The following is a 26587-nucleotide window of genomic DNA, read 5'->3' on the forward strand; positions in this document are numbered from 1 at the left end:
TTCAGGTACCGGTGCTCAGACCTTGCGAGTGCAGCCTGGCGTACAGGCCATCGGCTGCCAGCAGCTGCGCATGCGTACCCTGCTCGGTGATGCGACCCTCTGCCAGCACCACCACGCGATCGGCATGTTCGATGGTGGAGAGCCGGTGCGCGATTACCAACGTGGTGCGGCCCTTCATGAGGCGGGCCAGGGCGTCCTGCACCAGCCGCTCGGACTCGTTGTCCAGCGCGGAGGTGGCTTCGTCCAGGATCAGGATGGGCGCGTCCTTGTAGATCGCGCGGGCGATGGCCAGCCGTTGGCGCTGACCACCCGAGAGTTCGGTCGCGTTGTGGCCCACGGTGCTGTGAATGCCCTGGGGCAGGCGAGCGACGAGCTCGCTGAGGTTGGCTGATGCCAGCGCGGCGTGCACGCGCTCGAGGTCAATCTCGGCATCGGATGCACCCAGGGCCACGTTGGCCGCGAGCGAGTCGTTGAGCATCACCACGTCCTGGCTGACCATGGCGAACTGGCGCCGCAGGCTGGCGAGTTCCCATTGTGTCAGGGCCACGCCGTCGAGCAGGATCTCGCCTTCATCCACTTCCACGAAGCGCGGAAGCAGGTTCACCAGCGTGGTCTTGCCCGAGCCGGACGGGCCTACCAGGGCCAGCACTTCGCCTGGGGCAATGTCGAGCGAGATGCCGCGCAGCGCGGTGCGGCCCTGTTCGGCGGCTTCGTTCTGCGCCGAGCCCTCTTTGGCCGGATAACGCACCCACACCGAGTGCAACTCGATCTGGCCCCGAACGCGATCGGCCTGGTGCCTGCCTCCGGCCTGCTCGGGTGTGTGCTCGATCAATTCGAGCCCACGCTCCAGCGCGACCAGGCCGCGCGTGACGGGTGCGGTGATTTCGGCCAGGTGCCGGATCGGTGTGATCAGCATCAGCATGGCGGTGACGAAGGCGACGAAGTTGCCCACCGTCACGCCGCTGGAACTGCTTTGCCACAGGGCCACGGTGATCACCGCCGACAGCGCCGCCGAGGCCAGCAGCTGGGTGAGTGGCGTCATGGCGGCCATCGCCACGGTGGATTTGAGCGCCAGGCGCCGCAGCGCCACGCTGAGCACACCGAAGCGTTCGGACTGGCGCCGCTGCGCGCCGTGCAGGCGCACCATGCGGTGGGCGAGGGCGTTTTCCTCCACCACGTACGCCAGTTCGTCGGTGGCGTGCTGGTTGTCGCGCGTGAGCTGGTAGAGCCGGCGCGAGAGCACGCGCATCATGAAAATGAGGGCCGGAAACACCGTGAGCACGATCAGTGTGAGGCCCCAGTTCAGGTAAAAAAGGTAGCCCAGCAGCGCCACCACGGTCAGGCTGTCCTTGGTGAGCGTCAGGATGGCCGAGACCAGCATCTGCGAACCGTTCTGCACCTCGTAAACGAGCGTATTGGAGAGCTTGCTCGCGCTCTGGCGCGAGAACAGCGTCATCTGCGCATCGTTGAGTTTGGCGAACATCGCGCGCCGCAGGTTCAGCAGCCCGAGGCTGGCGGTGTACGAGAGCGAGTATTGCGCCACGAAGGTGGCCATGCCCCGAATGCCAAAGAGGCCCATGAGCGCCACCGGCACGGCCCACAGGGGAATGTTGCCCTCGGTGAAGCCTTCGTCGAGCAGGGCCTTGAGCAGGATGGGAATCATCGGCTCCGTCAGCGCGCCCACCAGGGTGCTCACGGCCGCCAGCACGATGCCTGCCTTGGCCGATCGGAAATAGGGCCACAGGCGCATGAGGCGCTGAGACAGCGTGCCCTCCAGAGGCTTGTGCGGGGTGTTGGTGTCGTTCAAGAGCAGGTCGATTCGGGAATTCGCAGGAATCTGCGGAACATTGCGGGTCGGTCGGGATCAAGAAGCCACGGCGCGAACCCTTGGTCGCGCTCACATCTTGTCACGGGACGGGGTAAACCCTCCGTTATTATCAGCCGGTTGGATTTGGCAACCCGAGCCGAGCCGCCACCCAGGAAAAAGCGACACACACAGGATGCTGGATTTGACCCCAACCAAAATGCTGGCCACCCTTCCAAGACGACGCGTGCTCGGCCTGGTTTCTTCCTTGCCGTTGCTCACCTGGCCGTTGACCGATGCCCGCGCCCAGTTCCGCGTCGAGGTCTCCGGCGTCGGCCTGACCCAATATCCGATTTCTGCCGTCGCTTTTCGGGGCAACGACGTCGCCACCGAGAACATCGCGGCCATCGTTCGCGCCGACCTGGAACGCAGCGGCCAGTTCCGTTTTGTTGAGCCGGTCAGCTCGGGCCTGGACGAGACCTCGCGCCCCGACCTCGGACCGTGGCGCGAGAAGGGCGCCGATTCGCTGTTGACGGGCAGCGTCACCCGGCTCGCCGATGGACGCTTCGACGTGCGTTTCCGCCTCTGGGACGTGGTGCGCGGACAGGATCTTGGCGGCTTGAGCTATCCCGTCAGTGCCCAGGATCTGCGTCTTGCAGCGCACCGCGTTGCCGACCACATCTTCGAGAAGATCACCGGCGTGAAAGGTGTCTTCTCCACCCGCATCGCCTACGTGACCAAGGCCGGTCCACGTTACAACCTCTGGGTGGCCGATGCCGATGGCGAGAACGCCCGTGCTGCGCTCACCAGTCCCGAACCCATCATCTCGCCGAGCTGGGCGCCCGGCGGTGCGCAACTCGCCTACGTTTCGTTCGAGGCGCGCAAGCCGGTCATCTACGCCCACGATGTCGCCTCTGGAAAACGCCGCCTGCTGGCGAACTTCAAGGGCTCGAACAGCGCACCTTCCTGGTCGCCCGACGGCCGCTCCGTGGTGGCCACGCTTTCCCTCTCGGGCAACACGCAGATCTATTCCATGGATGCCGCCGGTGGCGAGCCCCGCCGCCTGAGCCAGACCGCCAGCATCGACACCGAGCCGGTCTTCAGCCCCGACGGCAACAACATCTATTTCGTGAGCGACCGCGGTGGCTCCCCGCAGATCTACCGCATGAGCGCGCAAGGCGGCAATGCGCAGCGGCTCACCTTCAACGGCAACTACAACATCTCACCCGCCCCCAGCCCGGACGGGCGATGGCTCGCGTTTGTCTCGCGCATCGGCGGGGGCTTTCGCCTGCACGTAATGGAACTTGCCAGCGGCACCGTGACCGCCTTGAGCGAATCCAACGCCGACGAAAGCCCGAGCTTCGCCGCCAACAGCCGCATGATCATCTACGCCACGCGCGATCGCGGGCAGGAAGCGCTCATGACCACCACCGTCGATGGCCGCATCAAGACCCGCCTGGCGGGTTCGCAAGGCGACATCCGTGAGCCGGAATGGGGCCCGTTCCTGCGCTGAGTTGACGCTCGCCAGCCGGCCCGAATCCTGCATAGTTTTCCCATTTTTTTCACCCATTCGTTTCAGAGGAATTTCCATGTTCAATACCGACTCATCCGCTCGACTTGCTCCCCGCAACCGGCTGACCCAGCGCTGGCTGCGCTTGATCGCTGGCCTGGGTCTTGCCGCCGTGCTGGCTGCCTGCAGCTCGGGCGTCAAGCTTGACGACGTGCCCGTGGAAGACCGCACGGGCACCTCCACAGGAGCTGGCGCCGGCGGCGCCGGTGGTCAGGGCGGTGCGGTGGACCCCCGCGGTGTGTCAGGCGTTTCGGTGGCCGGTTCCGACGCCGCTCAGCCCAATGCCCTGACCCGCGTGGTGTACTTCGACTACGACAGCTTCGAGGTGAAGGCCGAGTTCGCTGCCACGCTGGAAGCCAATGCGCGCTACCTCAACGCCAACCGCACCCGCCGCGTGAACCTCGAAGGTCACACCGACGAACGTGGTGGCCGCGAATACAACCTCGCTCTGGGCCAGAAACGTGCAGAAGCCGTGCGCCGTGCGCTGAGCCTCCTGGGTGTGAGCGAGGCGCAGATGGAAGCCGTGAGTTTCGGCGAAGAAAAGCCGGCACAGACGGGGCTGGACGAAGCCGCCTTCGCCAAGAACCGTCGCGTTGAACTGACCTACCGCTGATCCCTATGGTGAACCCACTGCGCTCCGCATCCGGCCTGCTGGGCTTTTGCTCCCTAGCCATCGCAGCTGTCTGGCCCCTGCAGGCTCACGCGATCTTTGGAGACGACGAGGCGCGCCGGGCCATCATTGAATTGCGTCAGAAGGTCGACAAGAACCAGGCAGATACGGCGGCCGCGAACGCGGAGGCCAGAGAGAACGCCGCCGCCACCCGGCGGAGTTTGCTGGAGCTGTCCAACCAGATCGAGCAGTTGCGCGCCGAGCTTGCCCGCCTGCGCGGACAAAACGAGCAACTGGCGCGCGAAGTCTCCGAACTGCAGCGGCAGCAGAAGGATGTGCAGGCGGGGGTCGACGAGCGCCTGCGTCGGGTCGAACCGCTGCGCATCGAGCACGATGGGCAGGCCTTCAATGCCGCGCCCAATGAAAAGCGCGACTTCGACGCAGCCATGGATCTGCTGCGCAAGTCCGACTTCGTCCCCGCCGCGACCGCCTATGCGGTCTTCCTGCAGCGCTACCCCTCCAGCGGCTACACACCCTCGGTGCTCTACTGGCAGGGCAATGCCCAGTACGCCAGCCGTGCGTACAAGGAAGCGGTGGAGAGCCACCGCCGTCTGCTGCGCGATTTCCCCGATCACGTGCGCACGCCAGAGGCCATGCTTGCCATGGCCAACAGCCAGTTCGAACTGAAGGACCCCAAAGGGGCGCGCAAGACGCTCGAAGATCTGGCCAAGGCTTATCCGAACTCTGAAGCCGCTGCCGCAGCGCGCGACCGTCTGGCTCGATTGCGCTGAAGTCCAGCGCATGTCCTCGCGGACATGCGGCTGAGGGGCCGCCACCTACAATGGCGGCCATGGAAATTGCCGATCTTCTCAAGCTGCAGACCCAGGTGCTCTGGGCTGCCTTCGCCGTGGCCATGGCCTTCGGCTTCATTGCCCAGCGCACCCACTTCTGCACCATGGGTGCCGTCAGCGACATCGTCAACATGGGCGACTGGACCCGCATGCGCATGTGGGGCATGGCGGTCGGCGTGGCCATGATCGGGTTCTATGGCATGGCCTGGCTCGGCTGGATCGACGCCGGCAAAACCATCTACACCTCGGGTCGCATCATCTGGCTGTCGGCGCTGGTGGGCGGAGTCCTGTTCGGTTTCGGCATGGTGCTGGCCTCGGGCTGCGGCAGCAAGACGCTGGTGCGCATCGGCGCGGGCAGCCTGAAATCGCTGGTGGTGTTCTTCGTGATGGGTTTTGCCGCCTTTGCCACACTGCGCGGCGTCATGGCGGTGCTGCGCGTCAACACGGTGGATCGGGTTGCCTTCGAGATTCCCGCTGGCGGCGCCATCCCTTCGTGGTTTTCCAATGGCCTCGGGCTTGACCCGGCCATCACCGGTCTGGCGGTGGCACTGCTGGTGGGTGGTGCGCTGGTGATCTGGGCCCTGGCCGGGCCTGGCTTTCGCACCTTCAACAACCTGCTTGCCGGCCTGGGCATCGGCCTCGTGATCGTGACCATGTGGTGGGTCAGCGGCAGTTTCGGTTTTGTTCCCGAACACCCCGAGACGCTGGAAGCCGTCTACCTGGCTACCAACACCGGCCGCATGGAGTCGCTCACCTTCACTGCACCCATGGCCTACACGCTGGATTGGGTCATCTTCTTCAGCGACACCTCCAAGTTGCTCACCTTCGGCGTGGTCACTGTCGCGGGTGTGGTGGTCGGGTCTCTGGTCTGCGCACTGATCGAAGGCAGCTTTCGCTGGGAGGGCTTTCGCACCACACAAGACACGGCATTGCACCTGGCCGGTGGTGCCTGCATGGGCGTGGGCGGCGTGACGGCACTGGGCTGCACGGTGGGGCAGGGCCTCTCGGGCCTGTCCACACTGAGCATCACCAGCGTGATTGCCGTCACCGGCATCATGCTGGGTGCGGTGGGTGGTTTCCGCTTCCAGATGTGGCTGCTGGACCGAGAGTGAATCGCACAACCGCCGACGAACAGTTCGAGCGCCGTTTCGGCGGGCTGCGCCGCCTCTACGGCATGGAGGGCGTGCAGCGCATCTTCAACGCGCACGTGGTGGTGGTCGGCATCGGTGGTGTGGGCTCCTGGGCGGTGGAAGCCCTGGCACGCAGCGGCGTGCACCGCCTCACGCTGATCGATCTGGACCATGTTTCCGAATCCAACATCAACCGCCAGATCCATGCGCTGGAGCCCACGCTGGGTCGGGCCAAGGCCGAGGCCATGCGCGAGCGCATCGCGCAGTTTCACCCCGCGTGCGTGGTGGACGTGGTCGACGACTTCGTCACACCGGACAACTGGCCTGGTCTGCTGGATGCCTTGCGCGACACGGCCGGCCAGTTGCCTTCGGCACTCATCGATGCGTGTGACCAGGTGCGCGCCAAGACGGCGTTGGCCGCGTGGGCGACGGCGCAAGGTGTTCCATTTGTCACCGTGGGTGCGGCGGGTGGCAAGCGCATGGCCCAGGCAGTTGAAGTGGCGGATCTGTCGGAGACGACACACGACCCACTGCTCGCGCAACTCCGTTATCGCCTGCGCAAACACCACGCCGGCGCGCGCAACGGCCGTCTGGGAGTGGCCTGCGTCTTCAGCCGGGAAGCCGTTGCGCCACCCGATGCGTCCTGTGGAATTGACGCAGGCGACGGCACGCTCAATTGCCACGGCTACGGCTCAGTCGTGAGCGTGACGGCGACCTTCGGCCTGTGTGCGGCTGGTTGGGTGATGAACACGCTGGCCGCTGGCGCCGGAAAAAAGAAGGATGCTCTTCAAAGCCCTGACACAATGACGCTATAATTTGAGGCTTCGCGCAGCAGTCCAAAAGACTCGAGGCCGAACCCGAGCGGGTCGGTTTTCACGCAGATCCCCTCGGGGGCGTTAGCTCAGTTGGTAGAGCAGCGGACTCTTAATCCGTAGGTCGAGTGTTCGAGTCACTCACGCCCCACCACCTTTTTCGGGTTGCCATCAGGCAGCCACCCCGTTTTGATGGGACGTTAGCTCAGTTGGTAGAGCAGCGGACTTTTAATCCGTTGGTCGGCAGTTCGAGCCTGCCACGTCCTACCATCAAGCAAGAGGGGTCCGACCGCAAGGTCGGACCCCTTCTTCGTTCATGGGGCCGCCCAAAGCGGCTTATCGGGTGCCGCTGAAAATCAGGCCTTCCGTCAGGCCGGGATTCATCACGATCGAATGCAGCACGTTGCCGTTGAGGTAAGCGTGACCCGTGAAGACAGTTCCCGGCGGGAGAGAAGGAATGCATCCCGCTCCGACAGTGATGGTGACGTCGTAGACATTGCCGGATGCGTGCAGAGTGGTGGTGCCGGACAGATTGCAGCCATTGTCGGATAGCGCGGTAACCGTGCCGTCAGGCGCAACAACAACGTCGGCACCTTCGCTACCTGTACCGGTAATCCCGACGTCACCGGCGTAGGTGCCTGCAAGCGCCGCCAGCGAGGGCGCATTTTCGTAGGCGGGTGAGTACGTGCCCGTGAAGGCCACGGAAGGCACGCTTCCGCTCACCGTGCCGCTGATGGAGGATCGGGGTGTGAAAGAGGCGGACAGCGATCCGATGGTCACGGACGCAGGCGCTTCAAAATTGAAGTCGCGGGTGGGCGACGCGGTAAAGGTGTTGCCGGTGGTGACCCCATTCCCGACCACCGCGCCGGCAATGCCGGTGGCGGGGCCGCCCGCAGGACCGGAATACAAGGAATACACGCGACCATTGTCCAGAATCAAGGTGGAAACGTCGCGAAGCGTCGGTCCTGCGCCCATGGTGCCGACGTAGAAACCAGCCGGGCTGGCCGGTGGGTTGGGGGCGGGCGGAGCACCACCATCACCACCGCACGATGCCAGCACGGAAACAGATGCCAGCGCACACAATTTCAAGAGGGTTTTATCCACGGGATGGCCTTTGTAACGAATGGTGACCGACTATAAGCCCCCGCTCTCGTGGATCAACGACGGCGAAGCTGCACAGGAGGAAATGGATCACGCAAACCGGACTTTTGCGCATCCAGCGTTCATGCCTCCGGTGCTATCGCACGCGGTCAGATCATTTCTTTTTCACAAAACCGTAGATCACCAGCAGGATAATGGCGCCGATCACCGAAGCAATGAAGCCCACAGGCTCGCCCTGCTGGTAAAAGCCCAGTGCCACGCCCAGGTAGCCGGCCAGGAAGGCGCCGGCCACGCCGAGGATGGCGGTCATGATCCAGCCCATGCCGTCGTCGCCTGGCTTGATGGCCCGGGCGATGAAGCCCGCGATGAGACCAATAAAGAGGGTTCCAAGAATGGACATCATGGTGAAGGCCTTCCGTTGAAGTGAGGGGATTGAACAGGATACCTCAGGCTCCCACCGCGTCGATGGCCTCTTGCAATTCCAGCCATCGGGCTTCCAGGGTCTCGTTTTCGTCGTTCACGGCTTTGAGGCGTTTGCCGGCATCGGCGATGTCGGCCGGGCTGAGCGGCTGGCCCATGGCGGCTTCCAGACGCTCTTTCTCCAGTGCGAGAGCGGCCATTCTTTTCTCGGTCTGCTCCAGTTCCTTCTTCAGGGGCTTGGTTTTTTCCGCAAGTAGCTGCCGGCGCTGTTTCTGCTCGGCCGCTGGCGCCACGACGGGAGCGCGTTGCTGCTCACGCTGTTCCTGGCGTTGGGCTTCGCGCGATTGTTTGGCCATGTCCAGCAGGTAGCGCTGGTAGTCGTCAAGATCGCCATCGAAGGGTTCGATGCCGCCGCGCGAGACCAGCCAGAACTCGTCGCACACCGCGCGCAACAAGGCGCGGTCGTGACTGACCAGCATCACGGTGCCTTCGAACTCGTTGAGCGCGACCGACAGTGCTTCGCGTGTGGCGAGATCCAGGTGGTTGGTGGGTTCGTCCAGCAGCAGCAGGTTGGGGCGCTGCCACACGATCATGCAGAGCACGAGGCGAGCCTTCTCGCCGCCGCTCATGCTGCCCACGGTCTGCTTCACCTGATCGCCGGTGAAGTTGAAGTTGCCCAGGAAGCTGCGCAGGTCCTGCTCGCGCGTGGGCTGGCCGCTCAGGCGGCCTTCGGCGGTGCATTCGCGCACCAGCCGGATCATGTGCTCCAGCGGCGTGTCGGCGGGGCGCAGCACGTCGAGTTCCTGCTGAGCGAAGTAACCGATGTTCAGGCCTTTGCCTTCGGTGATCTGCCCGGCCAGCGGCTGCAGGTCGCGCGCGATGGTCTTGACGACGGTGGACTTGCCCTGGCCGTTGGCGCCCAGGATGCCGATGCGCTGGCCAGCCAGCACCGAGCGGCTGATGTGGCGGACGATGACGGTGGGCTCGCTGCCTTCGTCGGGCGGCGGGTAACCAAAGCTGGCATCCGCCATGGCCAGCATGGGGTTGGGCAGGTTCTGCGGCTCGGCGAATTCAAACGTGAACTCCGCATCGGCCAGCACCGGGCCGATCTTCTCCATGCGCTCCAGCGCCTTCACGCGGCTCTGCGCCTGTTTGGCCTTGCTCGCCTTGGCCTTGAAGCGATCGATGAACTTCTGCAGGTGCGCCATCTTGTCCTGCTGGCGCGCGTAGGCCGATTGCTGCAGCGCCAGCTGTTCGGCTCGCATGTCCTCGAAGCGGCTGTAGTTGCCGCCGTAGCGGGTGAGCTGCGCGGCGTGGATGTGGATGGTGACGTCGGTGACGGCGTCGAGGAACTCGCGGTCGTGGCTGATCACGAGCATGGTGCCCTCATAGCGCTTGAGCCAGGCTTCCAGCCAGACCAGGGCGTCCAGGTCCAGGTGGTTGGTGGGCTCGTCGAGCAGCAGCAGGTCGCTCGGGCACATGAGCGCGCGCGCCAGTTGCAGACGCATGCGCCAGCCGCCCGAGAAGCTGTCCACCGGACGCTCGAGTTCGTCGGTGCGGAAGCCCAGGCCGAGAATGAGGGCCTGCGCGCGCGCGGCGGCGTCGTGCTCGCCGGCATCGTGCAGCGCCATGTAGGCGTGGGCCATGCGCTCACCGTCGCCGCTGTCCTCGGCGGCACTTACTTCTTCACGGGCCAGCTGCAGCGTCACGTCGCCTTCGATGACGAACTGCGTGGCCGGCATGTCGGTCTCTGGCATGTCCTGCGCCACCTGCGCCATGCGCCATTGCGGTGGCACGTAGAAGTCACCCTTGTCTTCGTGCAGGGTGTGGTTGAGCAGGCCGAACAGGCTCGATTTGCCCGCACCATTGCGGCCGACCAGGCCGACTTTTTCGCCGGGGTTGATGGTGCAGGACGCGCCATCGAGCAGCACCTTCGCCCCGCGGCGAAGGACCAGATTTTTCAGGGTGATCATGGGGAGGGCGCCTGCGAAAGGGGCAGCGCCAGAAGCGATTCGTGGGTGAGCAGAAGAACCTGGTCGTCGCCGGCGCTGGTGGCCAGCCAGAGCGCTTCCAGGTCAGGAAAGGCGGCCTCGAAGTGCTCGCGTTCGTTGCCGATCTCGAGCACGAGCACGCCGTGGGGTTTGAGGTGTGACGGCGCATCGCGCAACAGGGTGCGAACGAAGTCCATGCCGTCGGTGCCGCCCGCGAGCGCGAGGCCTGGCTCGGCACGGTACTCCGGCGGAAGCTCGGCCATGCTCTGCGCATTCACGTAAGGTGGGTTGCACAGGATCAGGTCCCAGGGACCGGGGCAGGCAGCCAGGCCGTCTGACATCAGCAGCCGGATACGGTCCTGCAGTCCATGGCGTTCCACGTTGATGCGGGCCACAGCCAATGCGTCAGTGGAAATGTCGGCACCCGTGACGCGCACGTCCGGGTAGGCCATGGCTGCAAGCACGGCCAGGCTCCCGTTGCCGGTGCACAGATCCAGCACCTCGCGACTGGCTTCGTCGAGCCAGGGGTCGATCGACCCCTCGGCCAGCAGCTCGGCGATGAAGCTTCTCGGCACGATGGCACGTCGATCGACGTAGAAGGGAACGCCCTGCAACCAGGCCTCCTGGGTCAGGTAGGCGGCGGGTTCGCGCGTATCGATGCGGCGCTGGATGAGGGCCGCCACGCTCGCCTGTTCCTCGACCGTGACGAGTCGCCCGGCGAGGACATCCACGTCGCTGTCCAGAGGCAGGCCGAGCTGCCACAGCACCAGCCAGATGGCTTCATCGCGGGCGTTGGTGGTGCCATGGCCGTAGGCCAGTTGTGCCGATTCAAGGCGCAGGCGCGACTGGTCGAGGAGTTCAGCGAGGTTCACGCCCACCACCTCACGCACCGCCGCCAGCCAGGCGCGACAGGTGCTCCAGCGTGCGCCGGTAGACGTTTTTCACGGGCTCGATGTCGGCGAGTGCCACGTGTTCGTCGATCTTGTGAATGGTGGCGTTGGGTGGACCGAATTCGATGACCTGTTCGCAAACCTGTGCGATGAAGCGCCCGTCGCTCGTGCCGCCCGTGGTCGAGAGCGTGGTCTGCACGCCCAGTTCGTCCACGATGGCCTGGCGCACCGCGTCCACCAGCGTGCCGGGTGGCGTGAGGAACGGCCTCCCGCCCAGCGTCCAGGCCAGGTCGTAGTCGGCGCCTTCGGCCATGCCGTGGCGTTGCAGGATCTCACGCACGCGCTGCTGCAGCCCTTCGGGCGTGGACTCGGTGGAAAAGCGGAAATTGAAGTCGATCACCACGGTGCCAGGGATCACGTTGCTCGCGCCGGTGCCGCCGTGGATGTTGCTGATCTGCCAACTGGTGGGGGGGAAAAAAGCATTGCCTTCGTCCCACGTGGTCGCCACCAGCTCGGCCAGCGCGGGCGAGACCAGGTGAATGGGATTCTTCGCGAGGTGCGGGTAGGCGATGTGCCCCTGCACACCCTTGACGGTGAGTTTGCCGCTCATCGTGCCGCGCCGGCCGTTCTTGATCATGTCGCCGGTGCGCTCGACCGAGGTGGGCTCGCCAACGATACACCAGTCCAACCGCTCGCCACGTTGCTTGAGCGTTTGACAGACGACCACGGTGCCGTCCACCGCAGGGCCTTCCTCGTCGCTGGTGAGCAGGAAGGCGATGTCGATGGCGGGCCGCGGGTGGGCTGCCAGGAATTCTTCGCAAGCCACCACCATGGCCGCCAGCGAGGTCTTCATGTCGGCGGCACCACGGCCGTACAACTTGCCATCGCGGTGGCTGGGCACGAAAGGGTCGCTGGCCCAGGCATCGAGCGGGCCGGTAGGTACCACGTCGGTGTGGCCGGCGAACACGAGGGTCGGGCGCTGGCCCGTGCCAAGGCGAGCCCAGAAGTTGGTAACGCGGAAGTCCGCCGGGCCGCTTTCCAGCGTTTCGCAATTGAAACCCAGGGGGGCGAGCCGCGCAGCGATCAGCGCCTGGCAGCCTTCGTCGTTGGGCGTGACGGAGGCACGTGCAATCAGTTGCTCGGTGAGTCTCAGGGTGGCGGACATGGAGGAAGGCGTCAGAACTTCACGTCCAGCGTGAACTCGGTGAAGGTCGCCATGTCGGTGTTCTCTTCTTCGCCCGGCGCAGCGGCGTCGGCGGCCTTGGAAGAGTTGAAGTCGTTCTGCAGGCGCCAGAGCAGGTTGTTGGGCGAGTCGGCGTGGGCCAGACCTTCGTTGCGGGATACCAGGCCATCGCTGATGAGGCGGGAAAGATCTTGCTCGAAGGTCTGCGAGCCCTCGGCCAGAGATTTCTCCATGGCCTCGCGCACGCCGGAAAAGTCGGCCTTCTGGATCAGGTCGGCAATCAGCGACGTGTTCAGCATCACCTCCATGGCCGGCACGCGTCCGCCGGTGTGGGTGCGCAGCAGGCGCTGCGAGACGATGGCGCGCAGTGCGGCGGCCAGGTCGCCCAGCATGGTGGGGCGCACCTCCACCGGGTAGAAGCTCAGGATGCGGTTGAGCGCCTGGTAGCTGTTGTTGGCATGCAGCGTGGCCAGGCAGAGGTGGCCCGACTGTGCATAGGCGATGGCCGCCGACATGGTTTCTCGGTCGCGGATCTCGCCGATCAGGATCACGTCGGGCGCCTGGCGCAGCGCGTTCTTCAACGCGATCTGGAGCGACGCCGTGTCGGGCCCGATCTCGCGCTGGTTCACCACCGACTTCTTGTTGCGGTAGACGTACTCGATCGGATCTTCGACCGTGAGCACATGACCGGTGGTGCGTTCGTTGCGGTGGTCGATCATGGCCGCGAGGGTGGTGCTCTTGCCTGCACCCGTGGCACCCACCATCAGGACCAGGCCACGCTTCTCCATGATCAACTCGGCGAGCACCGGCGCCACGTTGAGCGTGTCCAGTGCCGGGATGTCGCCCGGCACGAATCGGATCACCACCGCAATGTGACCACGCTGCCGGAACGCGCTCACGCGAAAGTTGCCCAGGCCGTCCAGCGGTACGGCCATGTTCAGCTCGCCGGTCTCGTGCAGTTCCTCCATGCGGGTGGCTGCCACGATTTCGGAGAGCAGGTTGCGGGGTGCCTCGGGCGGCAGCACCTGGCTGTTGATCGGGATGGTCTGCCCGTTGATCTTGATCATGGCCGGCGCATGCGCCGTCAGGTACACGTCCGAGGCCTTCTTGTCGGCCATCAGGCGCAGGATGCGTTCCATGGTTCCGCTGCTCATGCCGTGTTCCTTTTGTTCAATCAAGATTGCAGACGCACCTTGCCTCAGTCTCGGAGCAGGTCGTTCAGGCTGGTTTTCGAACGCGTCTGTGCATCCACGCGCTTGACGATGATGGCCGCGTACAGGCTGTATTTGCCGCCGTCCTTGGGCAGGCTGCCGCTGATCACCACCGAGCCCGAGGGCACGCGGCCATAGCTCACCTCGCCCGTGGCGCGGTCGTAGATGGGGGTGCTCTGGCCGATGTACACGCCCATGGAGATGACCGAGTTCTCTTCGATCACCACACCCTCGACCACTTCGGAGCGCGCGCCGATGAAGCAGTTGTCTTCGATGATGGTCGGGCCGGCCTGCAGGGGTTCGAGCACGCCGCCGATGCCGACGCCGCCGGAGAGGTGCACGTTCTTGCCGATCTGGGCGCATGAGCCCACGGTGGCCCAGGTATCGACCATGGTGTTTTCGTCCACATAGGCGCCGATGTTGACGTAGCTGGGCATGAGGATCGCACCCTTGGCGATGTAGCTGCCGCGCCGCGCGACGGCCGGCGGCACCACGCGCACGCCAGTGGCTTTCATCTCGCTTTCGCTCAAATGAGCGAACTTGGTCTTGACCTTGTCGAAGAAGGCCAGGTCGCCGCTGCGCATGACTTCGTTGTCCTTCAGGCGGAACGAGAGCAGCACGGCCTTCTTGATCCATTGGTGCACCGTCCACTGGCCCACGCCCTCGCGCGTGGCCACGCGCAGCTTGCCGCTGTTGAGTTCGGAAATCACGTGCTCGACAGCTTCCAGCACCTCCTTGGGGGCGGAGGTGGGGGAGAGGTCGGCGCGGTTGTCCCAGGCGTTGTCGATGAGGGTTTGCAATTGTTGGGTCATGGAACTCGAGGCAGAAGTGAACAAGGGGAGCGTGCGCTTCAGGTGCGACGCGAAACGAACTCGGCGATGCGGGTGGCGGCTTCGAAACACTCGGCGGGCTCCGCCACCAGTGCCATGCGAATCCGGCCGGCACCGGGGTTGACACCGCCGGTCTCGCGGGCGAGGTAGCTGCCGGGCAAGACCGTCACATTGTATTGAGCCAGCAGTTCACGCGCGAAGGCTTCATCGGCGCTCAGGCCCGGGCTGGCCTGGGCAAAGGCAGCGGGCACGCCGGCCCAGAGGTAGAAAGCCGCATCGGGCAGTGCCACATCGAGCACGCCCGCCAGCAGGGGTGTGACCTGGGCAAACTTCTCGCGGTACTGCCGCCGGTTGTCCACCACATGGGCCTCGTCGTTCCAGGCGGCGGTACTGGCCGCCTGCACCGCCGGGCTCATGGCGCCGCCGTGGTAGGTGCGGTAGAGCAGGAAGGCCTTGATCAGCGCTGCGTCGCCTGCCACAAAACCGCTGCGCAGGCCTGGCACGTTGCTGCGTTTGGAGAGGCTGGTGAAACTGATGAGCCGCGGAAAGCCTGCGCGACCCAGGCGCTGGGCAGCTTCCAGCCCGCCCAGAGGCGGTTCGTCGCGGAAATAGATCTCGCTGTAGCACTCGTCCGAGGCGATGACGAACCCGTGGCGGTCGCTCAGTTCGAACAGGCGGCGCCATTCCTCCAGCGGCATCACCGCGCCTGTGGGATTGCCTGGCGAGCACACATAGACCAATTGGGTGCGAGCCCACACCGCTTCGGGCACGCTGTCCCATTCGGTGGCGAAATTGCGCGCCGGGTCGCTGGCCACGTAGTGCGGCTCGGCGCCGCCGAGCAGGGCGGCGCCTTCGTAGATTTGATAGAACGGGTTGGGCATCACCACTGTGGCACCCTCACGCGTGGGGTCGATCACTGTCTGCGCGAAGGCAAACAGGGCTTCGCGCGAACCGTTGATGGGCAGCACCTGGGTGGCCGGGTCCAGCGCAATGCCGTAGCGCCTTTGCACCCAGCCGGCGCAGGCTTGCCGCATGGCGGGCTCGCCGGCGGTGGCCGGGTAGCCGGCCAGGCCGGTGTCCAGCGACGCGGCCAGTGCCTGCTTCAGAAAATCGGGGGTGGCATGGCGGGGCTCGCCAATGCCCAGGCTGATCGGGCGCAGGGCCGGGTTGGGGGTCACGTCGGCAAAAAGCCGTCGCAGCCGCTCGAAAGGGTAGGGCTGCAGGCGTGCTAGCAAAGGATTCATGGCTGGGGATTATCGGGGCTGGCGCCCACGGTATCATCGACCACCGCGGCAGCGCAGCCGCTGCGGTGAAAATGCCTTTGAATTCAATCACTTGGCTTTGCCACGGGGCCTTCCAGCGTGCGTCTCAACTCGATCAAGCTCTCCGGCTTCAAGTCCTTCGCCGAACCGACCAACTTCATGCTGCCCGGGCAACTGGTGGGTGTGGTCGGGCCCAACGGCTGCGGCAAGTCCAACATCATGGACGCGGTGCGCTGGGTGCTGGGCGAGTCCAAGGCCTCGGAACTGCGCGGCGAGTCCATGCAGGACGTGATCTTCAACGGCACCAACACGCGCAAGCCTGCCAGCCGCTCCAGCGTGGAGCTGGTGTTCGACAACAGCGACCACCGTGCCGGCGGCCAGTGGGGCCAGTTCGGTGAAATTGCCGTCAAGCGCGTGCTCACGCGCGACGGCACCAGCAGCTACTACATCAACAACCAGCCCGTGCGCCGCCGCGACGTGCAGGACGTGTTCCTGGGCACCGGCCTGGGTCCACGCGCTTACGCCATCATCGGCCAGGGCACCATCAGCCGCATCATCGAGAGCAAGCCCGAAGAGCTGCGCCTGTTCCTCGAGGAAGCCGCTGGTGTCTCCAAGTACAAGGAACGTCGCCGCGAGACCGCGCACCGCCTGGCCGACACGCGCGAAAACCTCACGCGGGTAGAAGACATCCTGCGCGAACTCAACGCCAACCTGGACAAGCTGGAGAAACAGGCTGAGGTGGCTGCGCGCTACAACGCCTTGCAGACGGGCGCCACGCTCAAGCAGCACCAGTTGTGGTTCCTCAAACGCAGCGAGGCCGAGTCCGACCAGGTGAAGGTAAAGACCGACGCCGCGCAAGCGGTGAATGACCTGGAGTCGCGCACCGCCGACCTGCGCCGCATCGAATCCGAACTGGAAACCATCCGCCAGGCTCACTACGCCGCGGGTGACCAGGTCAACCAGGCGCAAGGCCGGCTGTACGAGGCCAGCGCCGAGGTGGGCAAGCTCGAGGCCGAGATCCGCTTCGTGGTGGAAGGCCGCCAGCGTGTGGAGCAGCGCCTGCAGCAGTTGAAGGAACAGATGGGCTCCTGGGCCACGCGCAGCCAGGACGCGGGCGTGGAGCTGGAGCAGATTGCCGAGTCGCTCGTGCAGGCCGAGGACCAGTCGGTGGTGCTGGCCGCGCAGGGTGAAGAGCAATCCGTGGCGCTGCCCGCGCTCGAAGACAACCTGCGCCAGGCGCAGGCGCGCGCCAACGAGCAGCGCACCAGTGTGACGCAGGTGCAGCAGCAGATTCAGGTGCTGGCCGCCGAACAGCGCAACGTGGAGGAGCAGAGCCGCGCGCTCAACCAGCGCCGCGAGCGTCTGGTGACCGACCGCAATGCCCTGGCCGCGCCGGACGAAGCGCGTCTGCTGAACGCGCAGACGCAACTGGCCAGCGCGCAGGAAACCGCCGAAATGGCCGACGCCGTGTTGCACGAGCTGCAGGACAGCGTGCCCCAACTCGACGAGGCGCGCCGTGCGGCTCAGCAGGCGGTGAACCAGGAATCAGCGCGGCAGGCCGACCTGTCGGCGCGCATGGAAGCGCTCAAGGCGCTGCAGGACAAGGTCAAGACCGACGGCAAACTCACGCCTTGGCTGGCCAAGCACGGGCTCGATGGCCTGCAAGGCCTGTGGAGCCGCATCCACATCGAGACTGGCTGGGAAAACGCACTGGAGGCGGCGCTGCGCGAGCGCATGGGTGCGCTGGAGGTGTCGCGCCTGGACATGGTGCGCGCCTTCGGCAGCGACGCGCCACCGGCCAAGCTGGCTTTCTACAGCCCGCCTGCGGGTGCGGCGGCTGCAGCCAGCACCAGTGGGCTCAAGCCCCTGGCGGCCTGGCTGCGGCTGAACGACGCTGCCCAGCAGACCCTGCTGTCCGAATGGCTGCACGGTTGCCTGACCGCCGCCAGCCTGGAAGAGGCGCTGGCCCAGCGCGAACGCCTGCAGCCCGGCGAGGTGATCTTCGTCGCCAGTGGCCACGCCGTCACCGCGCACAGCGTGAGTTTCTATGCGCCCGACAGCGAGCAGGCCGGCCTGCTGGCGCGTGCGCAGGAAATCGAGAACATCGACAAGCAGCTCAAGGCGCAGGTGCTGATTGCCGAGCAGGCGCGCGCTGTCCTGATCCGCGCCGAGGCGGCGTACACCGACGCCTCGCAACGCCTGGTGAGCGCGCGGCGCGAAGCCGCCGACACGCGGGGCCGTGCTCACGAACTGCAGGTGGAGGCGCTGCGCCTGACCCAACTGGCCGAGCAGACCCGTGCGCGCAGCGAACAGATCGCCGGCGATCTGGCCGAGGTGGATGCGCAACTGGAAGAACTGCAGGAACGCCGCGTGACGGCCGAAGCACGGTTTGAAGAACTGGACATGCAGCTCGCCGACAGCCAGGAGCGCCATGCCCAGCTGGACGACCACGTGATCGAGGCCGAGCGTGCCTTGAACCAGGCGCGCGAACAGCAGCGCGGGCTGGAGCGCAGCGCCCAGGAGGCCACCTTTGCGCTGCGCAGCCTGCAGGCGCGCCAGGGTGAATTGCAACGCGCCATGGAAACGGCGGCCACGCAGGAAAAAGCGCTGGCCGAAGAGCAGCAACGCGCCAGCGATGAACTGGGCCGGCTGAACGACGCTGCCGCCCAGGCCGGCCTGCAGGACGCGCTGGCCATGAAGCTCGAGCGCGAGCAGGCACTGGGCGCGCTGCGCAGCCAGTACGACGATCTCACGGCCAAGTTGCGCGCCAGCGACGAGCGCCGCCTGCAACTGGAACGCGAACTGGAGCCGCTGCGCAACCGCATCACCGATTTCCAGCTCAAGGAACAGGCCGCACGCCTGGGCGTGGAGCAGTACAGCCAGCTGCTCGAAGAAGCGCAGGCCGATCTGGCCGCTCTGGCACAGAGCATCACCGAAGGCAACGTTCGCCTCTCGGGCCTGCAAGGAGAGATCGACCGCCTGCACCGCGAGATCCAGGCGCTGGGGGCGGTGAACCTGGCTGCGCTGGACGAGCTTACGGCCGCCAGCGAGCGCAAGACCTTCCTGGACGCGCAGTCGGCCGATCTGGTGGAGGCCATGAACACCCTGGAGGACGCGATCAAGAAGATCGACAACGAGACGCGCGACCTGCTGGGCAGCACGTTCGAGACCGTCAACACGCACTTCGGCAAGATGTTCCCCGAGCTGTTTGGGGGCGGCAACGCGAAGCTGGTGATGACCGGCGAGGAAATCCTGGATGCGGGCGTGCAGGTGATGGCGCAGCCGCCGGGCAAGAAGAACCAGACCATCCACCTGCTTTCGGGTGGCGAGAAAGCGCTGACCGCCATCGCCCTCGTGTTCGCCATCTTCCAGCTCAATCCCGCGCCGTTCTGTCTGCTGGACGAAGTGGACGCGCCGCTGGACGACGCCAACACCGAGCGTTACGCCAAGCTGGTGACGACCATGGCGAGGGAAACGCAGTTCCTCTTCATCAGCCACAACAAGATTGCCATGGAAATGGCCGAGCAACTGATCGGCGTGACCATGCAGGAGCAGGGCGTTTCGCGCATCGTGGCGGTGGACATGGAGTCTGCGGCCGGCATGCTCGAATCCACCTGACACCACCACCCAGCGGAACCGCACCACACCATGAGCACGCTGCAAATCGGCCTGGCCATCATCGGAGGACTCGTGCTGGCGGGCGTGGTCGCCTACAACGCCTGGGTGACCGGCAGGAGCGTGCCACGCACCGCACGCGAACGCGGCTCGCACGCTGCAGATGAAGCCGCTGGCGAGGAAACGCTGCCGTACTCACCCGCTGACCTCTCTGAACACGAGATCCAGCGCATCGACCCGGTGCTGGGCGACATGCCAGGCGCGCCCGCACCGCCCGAGCCGGCGGTGGTGGCCGCGGCCATCGCGTCGGTGAGTGTGAACCCGCTGATGGCGCAACCCGATAAGAAACCCGGCCTGGACGCGCTGATCGACGTCATCGCACCGCTGCAACTCGAACACGAAGTCTCGGGCGATGCGGTGCTGGCCGCCTTGCCGGGCACGCGCCGCGTGGGCAGCAAGCCGTTTGCCGTGGAAGGCCTTTGCGAGGCGACAAGCGAATGGGAAACCCCACGCCTCGGCCAGCGCTACCGCAGCTTGCAAGCCGGCGTGCAACTGGCCAACCGCTCCGGTCCGCTGAACGACATCGAATTTTCGGAGTTCGTGGTCAAGGCCCAGGCGTTTGCCGATCTTCTGGCCGCCTCACCTGATTTCCCCGACATGCGCGCCGAGGTGGCGCGGGCGCGCGAGCTCGACGCCTTCGCCAGCGGCCACGATGCCCAACTGGGCTTCACCTTGCGCGCGCGCCGCACCGCCTGGAGCCCCGGCTACGTGGCGCAGCACGCCGGGCGCCTGGGCTTCATTGCCGGTGCGCTGCCCGGGCGCATGGTGCTACCGGGCAGCTCGAGTGGCCACGCCGCCATCCTGAGCCTGGTGTTCGATTCACAGGCCGCCATGGCTGAAGACCCCGAGCAGACCGCGTTGCGCGAGATCGCGCTGTCGCTGGAAGTCACGCACGTGCCACGCAGCGAACAACCTTTCGTGCGCATGCGCCAGGCGGCCATGGCACTGGCCGAAGCCATGGATGGCGTGGTCACCGACGACGCGGGCCAGCCGCTCTCCACCGACACCATGGACCGCATCGGTGCCGACCTGGAAAGCCTGTACGACGCGCTCGACAGTCGCGACCTGTCCGCTGGCTCCGCTCAGGCCCGCAGACTTTTCTCCTGATGGCCAACGATCTCTTCGCCGAGCCGCCTTCGCCGGCCGCGCGAGCCGCCGAGTTGCGCGCGCAACTGAACCACCACGCTCACCGCTACTACACGCTCGACGAGCCGGAGATTCCCGACGCCGAGTACGACCGGCTGTTCAAGGAATTGCAGGCCATCGAGGCGGCCCACCCCGAGCTGCTCACGCCGGATTCGCCGACCCAGCGCGTGGGCGGCGCCATTCTCAAGGAACTCGTGCCTGTGCGCCATGCCGTGCCGATGCTCAGCATCCGCACGGAAACCGACACCGAGGCCACGGGGGCAGCGGCGTTCGACGCGCGCGTGCGGCGCGAGCTCAAGCTGAGCGAGACCGATCCGCCCGTGGACTACCTGGCCGAACTCAAGTTCGACGGCTTGGCCATGAGCCTGCGCTACGAGCAAGGCGTGCTGGTGCGAGCGGCGACGCGCGGCGACGGCGAAACCGGCGAGGACGTGACCCACAATGTGCGCACGATCCGCCAGATTCCATTGCGACTGCCTGCCGGGGTGCCCGAGGTGCTCGAGGTGCGCGGTGAGGTCTACATGCGACGCGATCAGTTCGATGCGCTCAACGAGCGCCAGCGCGGGAAGATCGCGGGAGGTGCCAAGGGCGAGAAGACCTTTGTGAATCCGCGCAACGCGGCAGCCGGTGCCGTGCGCCAGCTTGATTCGAAGATCACCCGCGAGCGCCCCCTGAGTTTCTATGCCTACTCCTGGGGCGAAGTGCAGGGCGACGCCCATCCGCCGGCCACGCAGTTCGACTGGCTGATGCGCCTGAAGGCCTGGGGTTTCCCGGTGGCGGAACAGACCACGCGTTGCCGGGGTGCCGATGAACTCGTGGCCTTCCACCGCCGCATCGGTGAATTGCGCGACACCCTGCCGTTCGACATCGACGGTGTGGTCTACAAGGTCGACTCTCTGGAGGTGCAGAAGCAACTCGGATTCGTCACCCGCGAGCCGCGCTGGGCGGTGGCGCACAAGTACCCGGCGCAGGAGCAACTCACCACCGTGCAGGCCATCGACGTGCAGGTGGGCCGCACCGGCAAGCTGACCCCGGTGGCCAAGCTCGCGCCGGTGTTCGTGGGCGGCGTGACCGTGACCAACGCGACCCTGCACAACGAACTGGAAGCGCGCCGCAAGGACGTTCGCGTGGGGGATACGGTGATCGTGCGCCGTGCGGGGGACGTGATTCCGGAGGTGGTCTCGGTGCTGGTGGACAAGCGCGTGGGTGACCCGCCTGTTTTCACCATGCCCTCGAAATGCCCCGTGTGTGGCAGCGATGCGGTGCGGGAAGAAGGCGAAGCCGATCACCGCTGCACCGGAGGCCTGTTCTGCGGTGCGCAGCGCAAGGAGGCCATCCTGCACTTTGCGCATCGCCGTGCGGTGGAAATCGAAGGCCTGGGCGACAAGCTGGTTGAACAACTGGTGGACACAGGGGCGGTCAAGACCCTGCCCGACCTGTACCGACTCGGCCTCACCTCGCTGCTGGCGCTGGAGCGCATGGCGGAGAAGTCGGCACAGAACATCCTGGCCGCTCTGGAAAAGTCCAAGCACACCACGCTGCCGCGCTTTCTCTTCGGTCTGGGCATTCGCCACGTGGGCGAAGCCACGGCCAAGGAACTCGCACGCCACTTCGGTCAACTCGACCGCATCATGGACGCGAGCGTGGAGGCCCTGTCGGAAGTGAACGACGTGGGCCCGGTGGTGGCCCAGAGCATCCACACCTTCTTCGAGCAGCCGCACAACCGCGAGGTGGTGGAGCAGCTCCGCGCGTGTGGCCTGCAGTGGGAAGAGGGCGAACCCGCCGCGCGCGCTCCGCAGCCGCTGGCAGGCAAGACCTTCGTGCTCACGGGCACCTTTCCCACCCTGAGTCGCGATCAGGCCAAGGACCTGCTGGAAGCCGCTGGCGCCAAGGTGGCTGGGTCGGTGAGCAAGAAGACCGACTACGTGGTCGCTGGTACTGAGGCCGGCAGCAAGCTGGAGAAGGCGCTGGCCCTGGGTGTGGCGGTGATCGACGAACCGGCCATGCTGGCCATGCTCGTCTCCGGCGACGCGTAGGCAGGGCTCATTCGCCCAACTGGTAGCTCAGCGTCACGTTCGCGCGCCACTGACGATCGGGATCGGCCACCGGCGCGTCGCCGGTCGGTTTCGAGACGGCGAAATCCAGGTTGTAGTGCTTGTGGTTGGTCAGCCGCAGCCCCAGACTCACCGACCGCAGATCCGCAGGAACCGGGGTGGCGAGACGTCCGTCAACGCGAGCCCATTCCATCAGCACGTAGGGCTGCCATTGCCGCAACCAGCGGTTGTCCAGTGCAAACGCGCGGTTGAGTTCCAGGCCCAGGCCCCAGCCCGAATCACCCACCGCTTCACCCGCTCCGTAGCCGCGCGCAAAGCGGTTGCCGCCGAACGACACCTTCTCGCTGCCCGGCAGGTTGTGCGGGCTGTGCTGCATGGCGAAGGACACGGCCGTGCCCAGGCCGTTGTTGTAACGGTGTTGATGGCTGGCTTCGAGCTGCAGGCGCACAAAGGCCAGCTTGACCGGGCTGGGCCCGGACAGGCCCGGCACGTTGCTGGTGACGCCGGCAGATGCGCCCAGCGCGGAAAGACCGTGCGATAGCTTCAGGCTGACCTGTGCGCCGTCGTTGGGCCGGTTCGACGTGTAGCTCAGTTGCCCGAACACCGCACGCACCTGGGTTTCGTCGACGAGTTGAGCGCCGTTGGCGGGGTTGCTGATGCCATCGCGCGTGTTCACGCCATACACGCCCCCACTGGCCACCCAGCTGGTTTCGCGTGAGAGGCGCAGGGGAATACTGGCCACGACCTCGGCGCGCTCGACCTCGCTGCGGCGTTGCAACGCGCTCTGCACGCCCAGTTGCTCGGCGGGGTCGCCGCGGTACTGCGACAGCGTGCCTTTGAGGGACAGGCCCTCGCTGCCGATGAACTGCTCGTAGTGCAGGGCGTTGTAGTGGTCGTTGCGGGCCGTGGACAGCAGTGTCGAGACGCCCAGCTGGCTGCCCGGGACCAGGGGGTCGTTCACCGCGCCGGTGACCACGGCGCGCGGGTGGGGCTGGCGCGTTTCCAGTCCCACAGCGAGGTCGTAAGGTTTGTGACGTGCCTGGATCACCAGGGTGCTGGCGCCATCGGTGCTCGTGGGCAATTGCACCTGGGCTTGAATGCCGATGCCCGGCAGGCGGCCGAGGAGGGCGGTGACGTGCTCGAAGGTGGCGGTTCGCAGGGGTTTTTCGCGCTGGATGTGTTCGGCGATCTCGCGCAGCCTGGCCTCGGCCTTGCCGGGGTCGCCCTCGATGCGCACCGTCTGCACGTGACCTTCCACCGCCACGATGCGCACCACCCCGTTCTCGAAGTTCTGCACCGGCACGAAAAAGAACGACAGCGCGTAACCCTGCTGTTGGTAGAGGCCGCTGGCCTGCTGGCTGCGCTCCACGATTTCACCCACGGTGACCGCCTGGCCAACCAGCGGCGTGAACAAGGCGGCCACTTCCGCAAATGGGATGGACTGCACGCCCTCGATGTCGAACTTGCGCGGCGTGATCCTGGTATTGAGCAGGTCAGCAGGCGGTGGCGCGGGCCGCTGGACATCCACCTGCACATCCGCCCCCGGCTGCGGGGGAATGACGGGACGAGGCAGCGTGTCCAGCGGGCTGCCAACGGGTGCCACGCCTTGCGCGCCCACACCCATGGCCACCCACCAGGACACACCGACCAGCAGAAGTTGCCTGGTGCGGTGTGTTGGCATGGGCTTCTTCTCCTGGCGCTTCAGCGGCCCAGTGCGCCGAGCAGGCCACCGGTGATGCCGCCCACCGCGTTGGTCACCGTGTTCGTGACGGTGGTGGTCACCGTGGTCGTCAACGGCGCGCTGCCGCCAGCAACCGGAGCGGTGATGCCGCCTGTGAGCGCGCCTACCGTGTTGACCACGGGCGCCAGAACACCTGTGCCGGCGCCGCCACTGGTGCCACCCAAGGTCGTACCCACGCTGGTGACCAGGCCACCAGCCTGGTTGACCACGCCGCCCAGGCTCTGCGTGACAGGCTGGTTGCCGTTGCCCTGTACGGCGGTGCCGAGCTGCTGAACAGCGCCACCCGTGGCCACCACCACGTTGCCCAATGGCGTGCCGATGCCGGTGGAGTCGTTCACGCGGCTCGCCACCTGTGTGATGGCGGCGTTGATGGGCACGATCGCGGTGCTGGCTGTGCGCCCCACCTGTTCGACGGGGCTGGCAGAACCGCCGCCAGAAGGTGTGTTCACCATGTCGCCGGTGTGGCCGAGCGTGCGAGCGGTGTTGCTGACGATGTCACCGACTTCACGGGCGACAGGCGCGTTGCTGCCCGACAGCGTGCCGCCCGCCTGGCCAAGCGCTTGTGCGAGAGGGTCGACAACCCGGTCTGCCACCGGCGCACCCAGGCCCGTCGCCGAGCCCACCATCTGGGTGACACCCACGCCGGTGGTCACGACTTGCTCGACCCCATCGCTTGCGCGGCCCAGCAACTGATCGGCCGGGCCGGTGCTCATCTGGGTTTCCCAGCTCTGACCCACGCGGCTGACGGCGTTGCCCGCCTGATCCACCACCTGGCCGGCCACGCTGGTTACCGGATTCAGGAAGGACGTGGCGGGGTTCTGGCCTATGCCGCTGACCGCGTCACCGGCGCTGGACACCGTGCGTCCTGCCTGGTCCACTGCCCCGCCCAGACCGGCTGCGGTGGTGCCCAGGGGGTTGTCAATGCTGCCCAACTGGCCGAGGCCTCCGGCCACGGCCTGGCCCAGCGCGCTGACGGTACCGCCCGCATGGGTCACCACGCCATCGAGACCCTGCGCCGCCTGCCTACCCACCAGCGGCGCCGCCACATTGGCCACGGTACCGCCCAGGCCAGACACCGCCTGCCCCACGTCGGTGACGGTGTTGCCTTGCTCGCGCACGACGGCCGCCAGCGGAGAAGGGGTGCCCGAAACCTGGTCACCGGAAGGCGTGCCACCAGCGTCTGCGGAATTGAGCGAACCGGTGCCCGAACAACCGCCCAGTGCCAGCAGGGCGAGCGCAAGAACCGTCAGGCCGGCGCGGGCCGGGCGTTGGGAACGATTGACAATCCTGTTCATGGATAACCTCCTGATGTAGAAAAAATGCCACTGCAACTGCCCCGGATTTGGGGCGCGGTCGGCATTTCAGCAATCTGCAATTGAAAGCTCACCAATTGCATGCTTCTCACGAATCTGCTAAATCCGAATCGTGGGTTTTTCTGAAAAAATCCAACCGCTGAGGCCAGTCTATTCTTCTGGGCATCAATAGAAAACAGTCTCTGCGAGCACGTAAAATGGTCACTCTCACCTCCTGTGGCATCAGGAAGTGGGGCTCTTCGATGCAGGGAAAACTGGATTGAAATGGAAAATTGAAAACTTTACTCACCCTCGCATTTGGCCTTTCAGTCGTAAGGAATTTCCCGTCAATGCAATGGTGCTGGTGGCATTAATTCAAATTCAATTATCAAGATGATGAGACATTCATCACGTCACCCTTCGCGCACCATCCCCCATTTCCCTTCAAAAGCCAACTCCCATGACCATCCACACCATCCTGAAGATGGGCGACCCGCGTCTGCTGCGCGTGGCCCAAGCCGTGAAGCACTTCGACACGCCCGAGCTGCACCAGCTGGTGGCCGACCTGCAGGACACCATGAAGGCGGCCAATGGCGCAGGCCTGGCAGCTCCGCAGATCGGGGTGGATCTGCAGGTGGTGATCTTCGGCAGCGGCCTGCCGAACCCGCGCTATCCCACAGCCCCGGTGGTGCCGCGAACCGTGCTGGTCAACCCCGTGATCACCCCGTTGGGCGATGAAGAAGAGGAGGACTGGGAGGGCTGCCTTTCGGTGCCGGGCATGCGGGGTGTGGTGCCGCGCTGGCGCCGCATTCGTTACCAGGGATTCGACGAACGTGGACAGGCAATCGACCGCGAGGCTGAGGGCTTTCATGCTCGCGTGGTGCAACACGAATGCGATCACCTCTGGGGCAAGCTCTACCCCATGCGGGTGCGCGATTTCACCCGATTCGGTTTCACCGAAGTGCTGTTTCCGGGGCTGGACGCGCTGGACGACGACTGACCGCGTACAGGCTG

General features: G+C 65.7%; 20 protein-coding genes and 2 tRNA genes. 11 read left to right on the plus strand and 11 right to left on the minus strand.

Annotated elements, in window-relative coordinates; all coding sequences use genetic code 11:
* Window position 1 precedes the first annotated feature (1 nt).
* On the minus strand, window positions 2–1750 hold the full coding sequence (msbA, locus tag ACTIF6_RS19005; RefSeq protein ID WP_439589554.1) for a lipid A export permease/ATP-binding protein MsbA: 1749 nt from the start codon (window positions 1748–1750) through the stop codon (window positions 2–4).
* Between the two features lie 250 nt (window positions 1751–2000).
* Here msbA and tolB point away from each other — a divergent pair, with 250 nt between their 5' ends.
* The 7 genes from tolB to ACTIF6_RS19040 all read left to right on the plus strand — a co-directional run bounded on the left by tolB (window position 2001) and on the right by ACTIF6_RS19040 (window position 7047).
* Window positions 2001–3317, plus strand: a complete 1317-nt coding sequence (gene tolB, locus ACTIF6_RS19010) for a Tol-Pal system beta propeller repeat protein TolB (RefSeq protein WP_439589497.1) — start codon at window positions 2001–2003, stop codon at window positions 3315–3317.
* A 76-nt stretch (window positions 3318–3393) separates the two neighbouring features.
* Window positions 3394–3987 carry a peptidoglycan-associated lipoprotein Pal gene (gene pal, locus ACTIF6_RS19015; protein WP_439589498.1) on the plus strand — a complete coding sequence of 198 codons (594 nt, stop codon included), beginning with the start codon at window positions 3394–3396 and terminating at the stop codon, window positions 3985–3987.
* A 5-nt stretch (window positions 3988–3992) separates the two neighbouring features.
* Complete coding sequence (gene ybgF, locus ACTIF6_RS19020) at window positions 3993–4775, plus strand: tol-pal system protein YbgF (protein ID WP_439589499.1); 783 nt, start codon at window positions 3993–3995, stop codon at window positions 4773–4775.
* A 59-nt stretch (window positions 4776–4834) separates the two neighbouring features.
* Window positions 4835–5947: a YeeE/YedE family protein gene (locus tag ACTIF6_RS19025; protein ID WP_439589500.1), complete on the plus strand. Its 1113-nt coding sequence runs from the start codon at window positions 4835–4837 to the stop codon at window positions 5945–5947.
* A complete protein-coding gene (locus ACTIF6_RS19030; RefSeq protein ID WP_439589501.1) occupies window positions 5944–6780 on the plus strand; it encodes a tRNA threonylcarbamoyladenosine dehydratase in 837 nt (278 codons plus the stop codon). Before ACTIF6_RS19025 ends, ACTIF6_RS19030 begins: the two co-directional genes overlap by 4 nt.
* 75 nt (window positions 6781–6855) lie before the next feature.
* A tRNA-Lys gene (locus tag ACTIF6_RS19035) sits at window positions 6856–6931 on the plus strand.
* Between the two features lie 40 nt (window positions 6932–6971).
* Window positions 6972–7047: transfer RNA gene (locus tag ACTIF6_RS19040), tRNA-Lys, on the plus strand.
* A 66-nt stretch (window positions 7048–7113) separates the two neighbouring features.
* Here the strand turns inward: ACTIF6_RS19040 and ACTIF6_RS19045 are convergent.
* The 8 genes from ACTIF6_RS19045 to dapC form a co-directional block, all read right to left on the minus strand.
* Entirely contained in the window at window positions 7114–7881 is a 768-nt protein-coding gene (locus tag ACTIF6_RS19045) for a hypothetical protein (protein ID WP_439589502.1), read from the minus strand.
* A 151-nt stretch (window positions 7882–8032) separates the two neighbouring features.
* Complete coding sequence (locus ACTIF6_RS19050) at window positions 8033–8281, minus strand: GlsB/YeaQ/YmgE family stress response membrane protein (RefSeq protein ID WP_439589503.1); 249 nt, start codon at window positions 8279–8281, stop codon at window positions 8033–8035.
* A gap of 43 nt (window positions 8282–8324) precedes the next feature.
* On the minus strand, window positions 8325–10271 hold the full coding sequence (locus ACTIF6_RS19055) for an ABC-F family ATP-binding cassette domain-containing protein (protein WP_439589504.1): 1947 nt from the start codon (window positions 10269–10271) through the stop codon (window positions 8325–8327).
* Window positions 10268–11161, minus strand: coding sequence for a 50S ribosomal protein L3 N(5)-glutamine methyltransferase (gene prmB / locus ACTIF6_RS19060; protein ID WP_439589505.1), 894 nt, complete (start codon window positions 11159–11161; stop codon window positions 10268–10270). Before prmB ends, ACTIF6_RS19055 begins: the two co-directional genes overlap by 4 nt.
* Window positions 11162–11171: 10 nt before the next feature.
* Entirely contained in the window at window positions 11172–12344 is a 1173-nt protein-coding gene (gene dapE / locus ACTIF6_RS19065) for a succinyl-diaminopimelate desuccinylase (protein WP_439589506.1), read from the minus strand.
* An 11-nt stretch (window positions 12345–12355) separates the two neighbouring features.
* The gene (locus tag ACTIF6_RS19070; protein ID WP_439589507.1) at window positions 12356–13516 is read right to left on the minus strand and encodes a PilT/PilU family type 4a pilus ATPase; all 1161 of its coding nucleotides are present in this window, start codon (window positions 13514–13516) and stop codon (window positions 12356–12358) included.
* 44 nt (window positions 13517–13560) lie between these two features.
* Window positions 13561–14385 carry a 2,3,4,5-tetrahydropyridine-2,6-dicarboxylate N-succinyltransferase gene (gene dapD / locus ACTIF6_RS19075; protein WP_439589508.1) on the minus strand — a complete coding sequence of 275 codons (825 nt, stop codon included), beginning with the start codon at window positions 14383–14385 and terminating at the stop codon, window positions 13561–13563.
* Between the two features lie 38 nt (window positions 14386–14423).
* Complete coding sequence (dapC, locus tag ACTIF6_RS19080) at window positions 14424–15647, minus strand: succinyldiaminopimelate transaminase (RefSeq protein ID WP_439589509.1); 1224 nt, start codon at window positions 15645–15647, stop codon at window positions 14424–14426.
* Window positions 15648–15764: 117 nt separating this feature from the next.
* Here dapC and smc point away from each other — a divergent pair, with 117 nt between their 5' ends.
* Genes smc through ligA form a run of 3 tightly spaced genes read left to right on the plus strand, consistent with a single transcriptional unit; the run spans window position 15765 to window position 22522 of the window.
* Entirely contained in the window at window positions 15765–19283 is a 3519-nt protein-coding gene (gene smc / locus ACTIF6_RS19085; protein WP_439589510.1) for a chromosome segregation protein SMC, read from the plus strand.
* A gap of 30 nt (window positions 19284–19313) precedes the next feature.
* Window positions 19314–20447 carry a cell division protein ZipA C-terminal FtsZ-binding domain-containing protein gene (locus ACTIF6_RS19090; RefSeq protein ID WP_439589511.1) on the plus strand — a complete coding sequence of 378 codons (1134 nt, stop codon included), beginning with the start codon at window positions 19314–19316 and terminating at the stop codon, window positions 20445–20447.
* Complete coding sequence (gene ligA / locus ACTIF6_RS19095) at window positions 20447–22522, plus strand: NAD-dependent DNA ligase LigA (protein ID WP_439589512.1); 2076 nt, start codon at window positions 20447–20449, stop codon at window positions 22520–22522. The genes ACTIF6_RS19090 and ligA overlap by 1 nt, the downstream gene beginning before the upstream one ends.
* Before the next feature lie 7 nt (window positions 22523–22529).
* Here the strand turns inward: ligA and ACTIF6_RS19100 are convergent, their stop codons facing one another.
* Entirely contained in the window at window positions 22530–24221 is a 1692-nt protein-coding gene (locus ACTIF6_RS19100; protein ID WP_439589513.1) for a ShlB/FhaC/HecB family hemolysin secretion/activation protein, read from the minus strand.
* A 20-nt stretch (window positions 24222–24241) separates the two neighbouring features.
* Window positions 24242–25576 carry a collagen-like triple helix repeat-containing protein gene (locus ACTIF6_RS19105; protein WP_439589514.1) on the minus strand — a complete coding sequence of 445 codons (1335 nt, stop codon included), beginning with the start codon at window positions 25574–25576 and terminating at the stop codon, window positions 24242–24244.
* 457 nt (window positions 25577–26033) lie between these two features.
* Between ACTIF6_RS19105 and def the strand changes: the two genes are divergently transcribed.
* The gene (gene def / locus ACTIF6_RS19110) at window positions 26034–26573 is read left to right on the plus strand and encodes a peptide deformylase (protein WP_439589515.1); all 540 of its coding nucleotides are present in this window, start codon (window positions 26034–26036) and stop codon (window positions 26571–26573) included.
* Window positions 26574–26587 lie beyond the last annotated feature (14 nt).

Origin of the sequence: Hydrogenophaga sp. (assembly GCF_051860785.1) — a bacterium.
Taxonomy (GTDB): Bacteria; Pseudomonadota; Gammaproteobacteria; order Burkholderiales; family Burkholderiaceae_C; genus Hydrogenophaga.

Excerpts from the sequence above, each read along its gene's own strand:
- ybgF (WP_439589499.1), top strand. The coding sequence starts at position 3,993 with ATGGTGAACCCACTGCGCTCCGCATCCGGCCTGCTGGGCTTTTGCTCC.
- ligA (WP_439589512.1), top strand. The coding sequence starts at position 20,447 with ATGGCCAACGATCTCTTCGCCGAGCCGCCTTCGCCGGCCGCGCGAGCC.
- ACTIF6_RS19055 (WP_439589504.1), bottom strand. The coding sequence starts at position 10,271 with ATGATCACCCTGAAAAATCTGGTCCTTCGCCGCGGGGCGAAGGTGCTG.
- ACTIF6_RS19105 (WP_439589514.1), bottom strand. The coding sequence starts at position 25,576 with ATGAACAGGATTGTCAATCGTTCCCAACGCCCGGCCCGCGCCGGCCTG.
- def (WP_439589515.1), top strand. The coding sequence starts at position 26,034 with ATGACCATCCACACCATCCTGAAGATGGGCGACCCGCGTCTGCTGCGC.
- msbA (WP_439589554.1), bottom strand. The coding sequence starts at position 1,750 with ATGCGCCTGTGGCCCTATTTCCGATCGGCCAAGGCAGGCATCGTGCTG.
- dapE (WP_439589506.1), bottom strand. The coding sequence starts at position 12,344 with ATGTCCGCCACCCTGAGACTCACCGAGCAACTGATTGCACGTGCCTCC.
- ACTIF6_RS19025 (WP_439589500.1), top strand. The coding sequence starts at position 4,835 with ATGGAAATTGCCGATCTTCTCAAGCTGCAGACCCAGGTGCTCTGGGCT.
- dapD (WP_439589508.1), bottom strand. The coding sequence starts at position 14,385 with ATGACCCAACAATTGCAAACCCTCATCGACAACGCCTGGGACAACCGC.
- ACTIF6_RS19100 (WP_439589513.1), bottom strand. The coding sequence starts at position 24,221 with ATGCCAACACACCGCACCAGGCAACTTCTGCTGGTCGGTGTGTCCTGG.
- dapC (WP_439589509.1), bottom strand. The coding sequence starts at position 15,647 with ATGAATCCTTTGCTAGCACGCCTGCAGCCCTACCCTTTCGAGCGGCTG.
- tolB (WP_439589497.1), top strand. The coding sequence starts at position 2,001 with ATGCTGGATTTGACCCCAACCAAAATGCTGGCCACCCTTCCAAGACGA.
- ACTIF6_RS19090 (WP_439589511.1), top strand. The coding sequence starts at position 19,314 with ATGAGCACGCTGCAAATCGGCCTGGCCATCATCGGAGGACTCGTGCTG.
- ACTIF6_RS19050 (WP_439589503.1), bottom strand. The coding sequence starts at position 8,281 with ATGATGTCCATTCTTGGAACCCTCTTTATTGGTCTCATCGCGGGCTTC.
- ACTIF6_RS19070 (WP_439589507.1), bottom strand. The coding sequence starts at position 13,516 with ATGAGCAGCGGAACCATGGAACGCATCCTGCGCCTGATGGCCGACAAG.
- pal (WP_439589498.1), top strand. The coding sequence starts at position 3,394 with ATGTTCAATACCGACTCATCCGCTCGACTTGCTCCCCGCAACCGGCTG.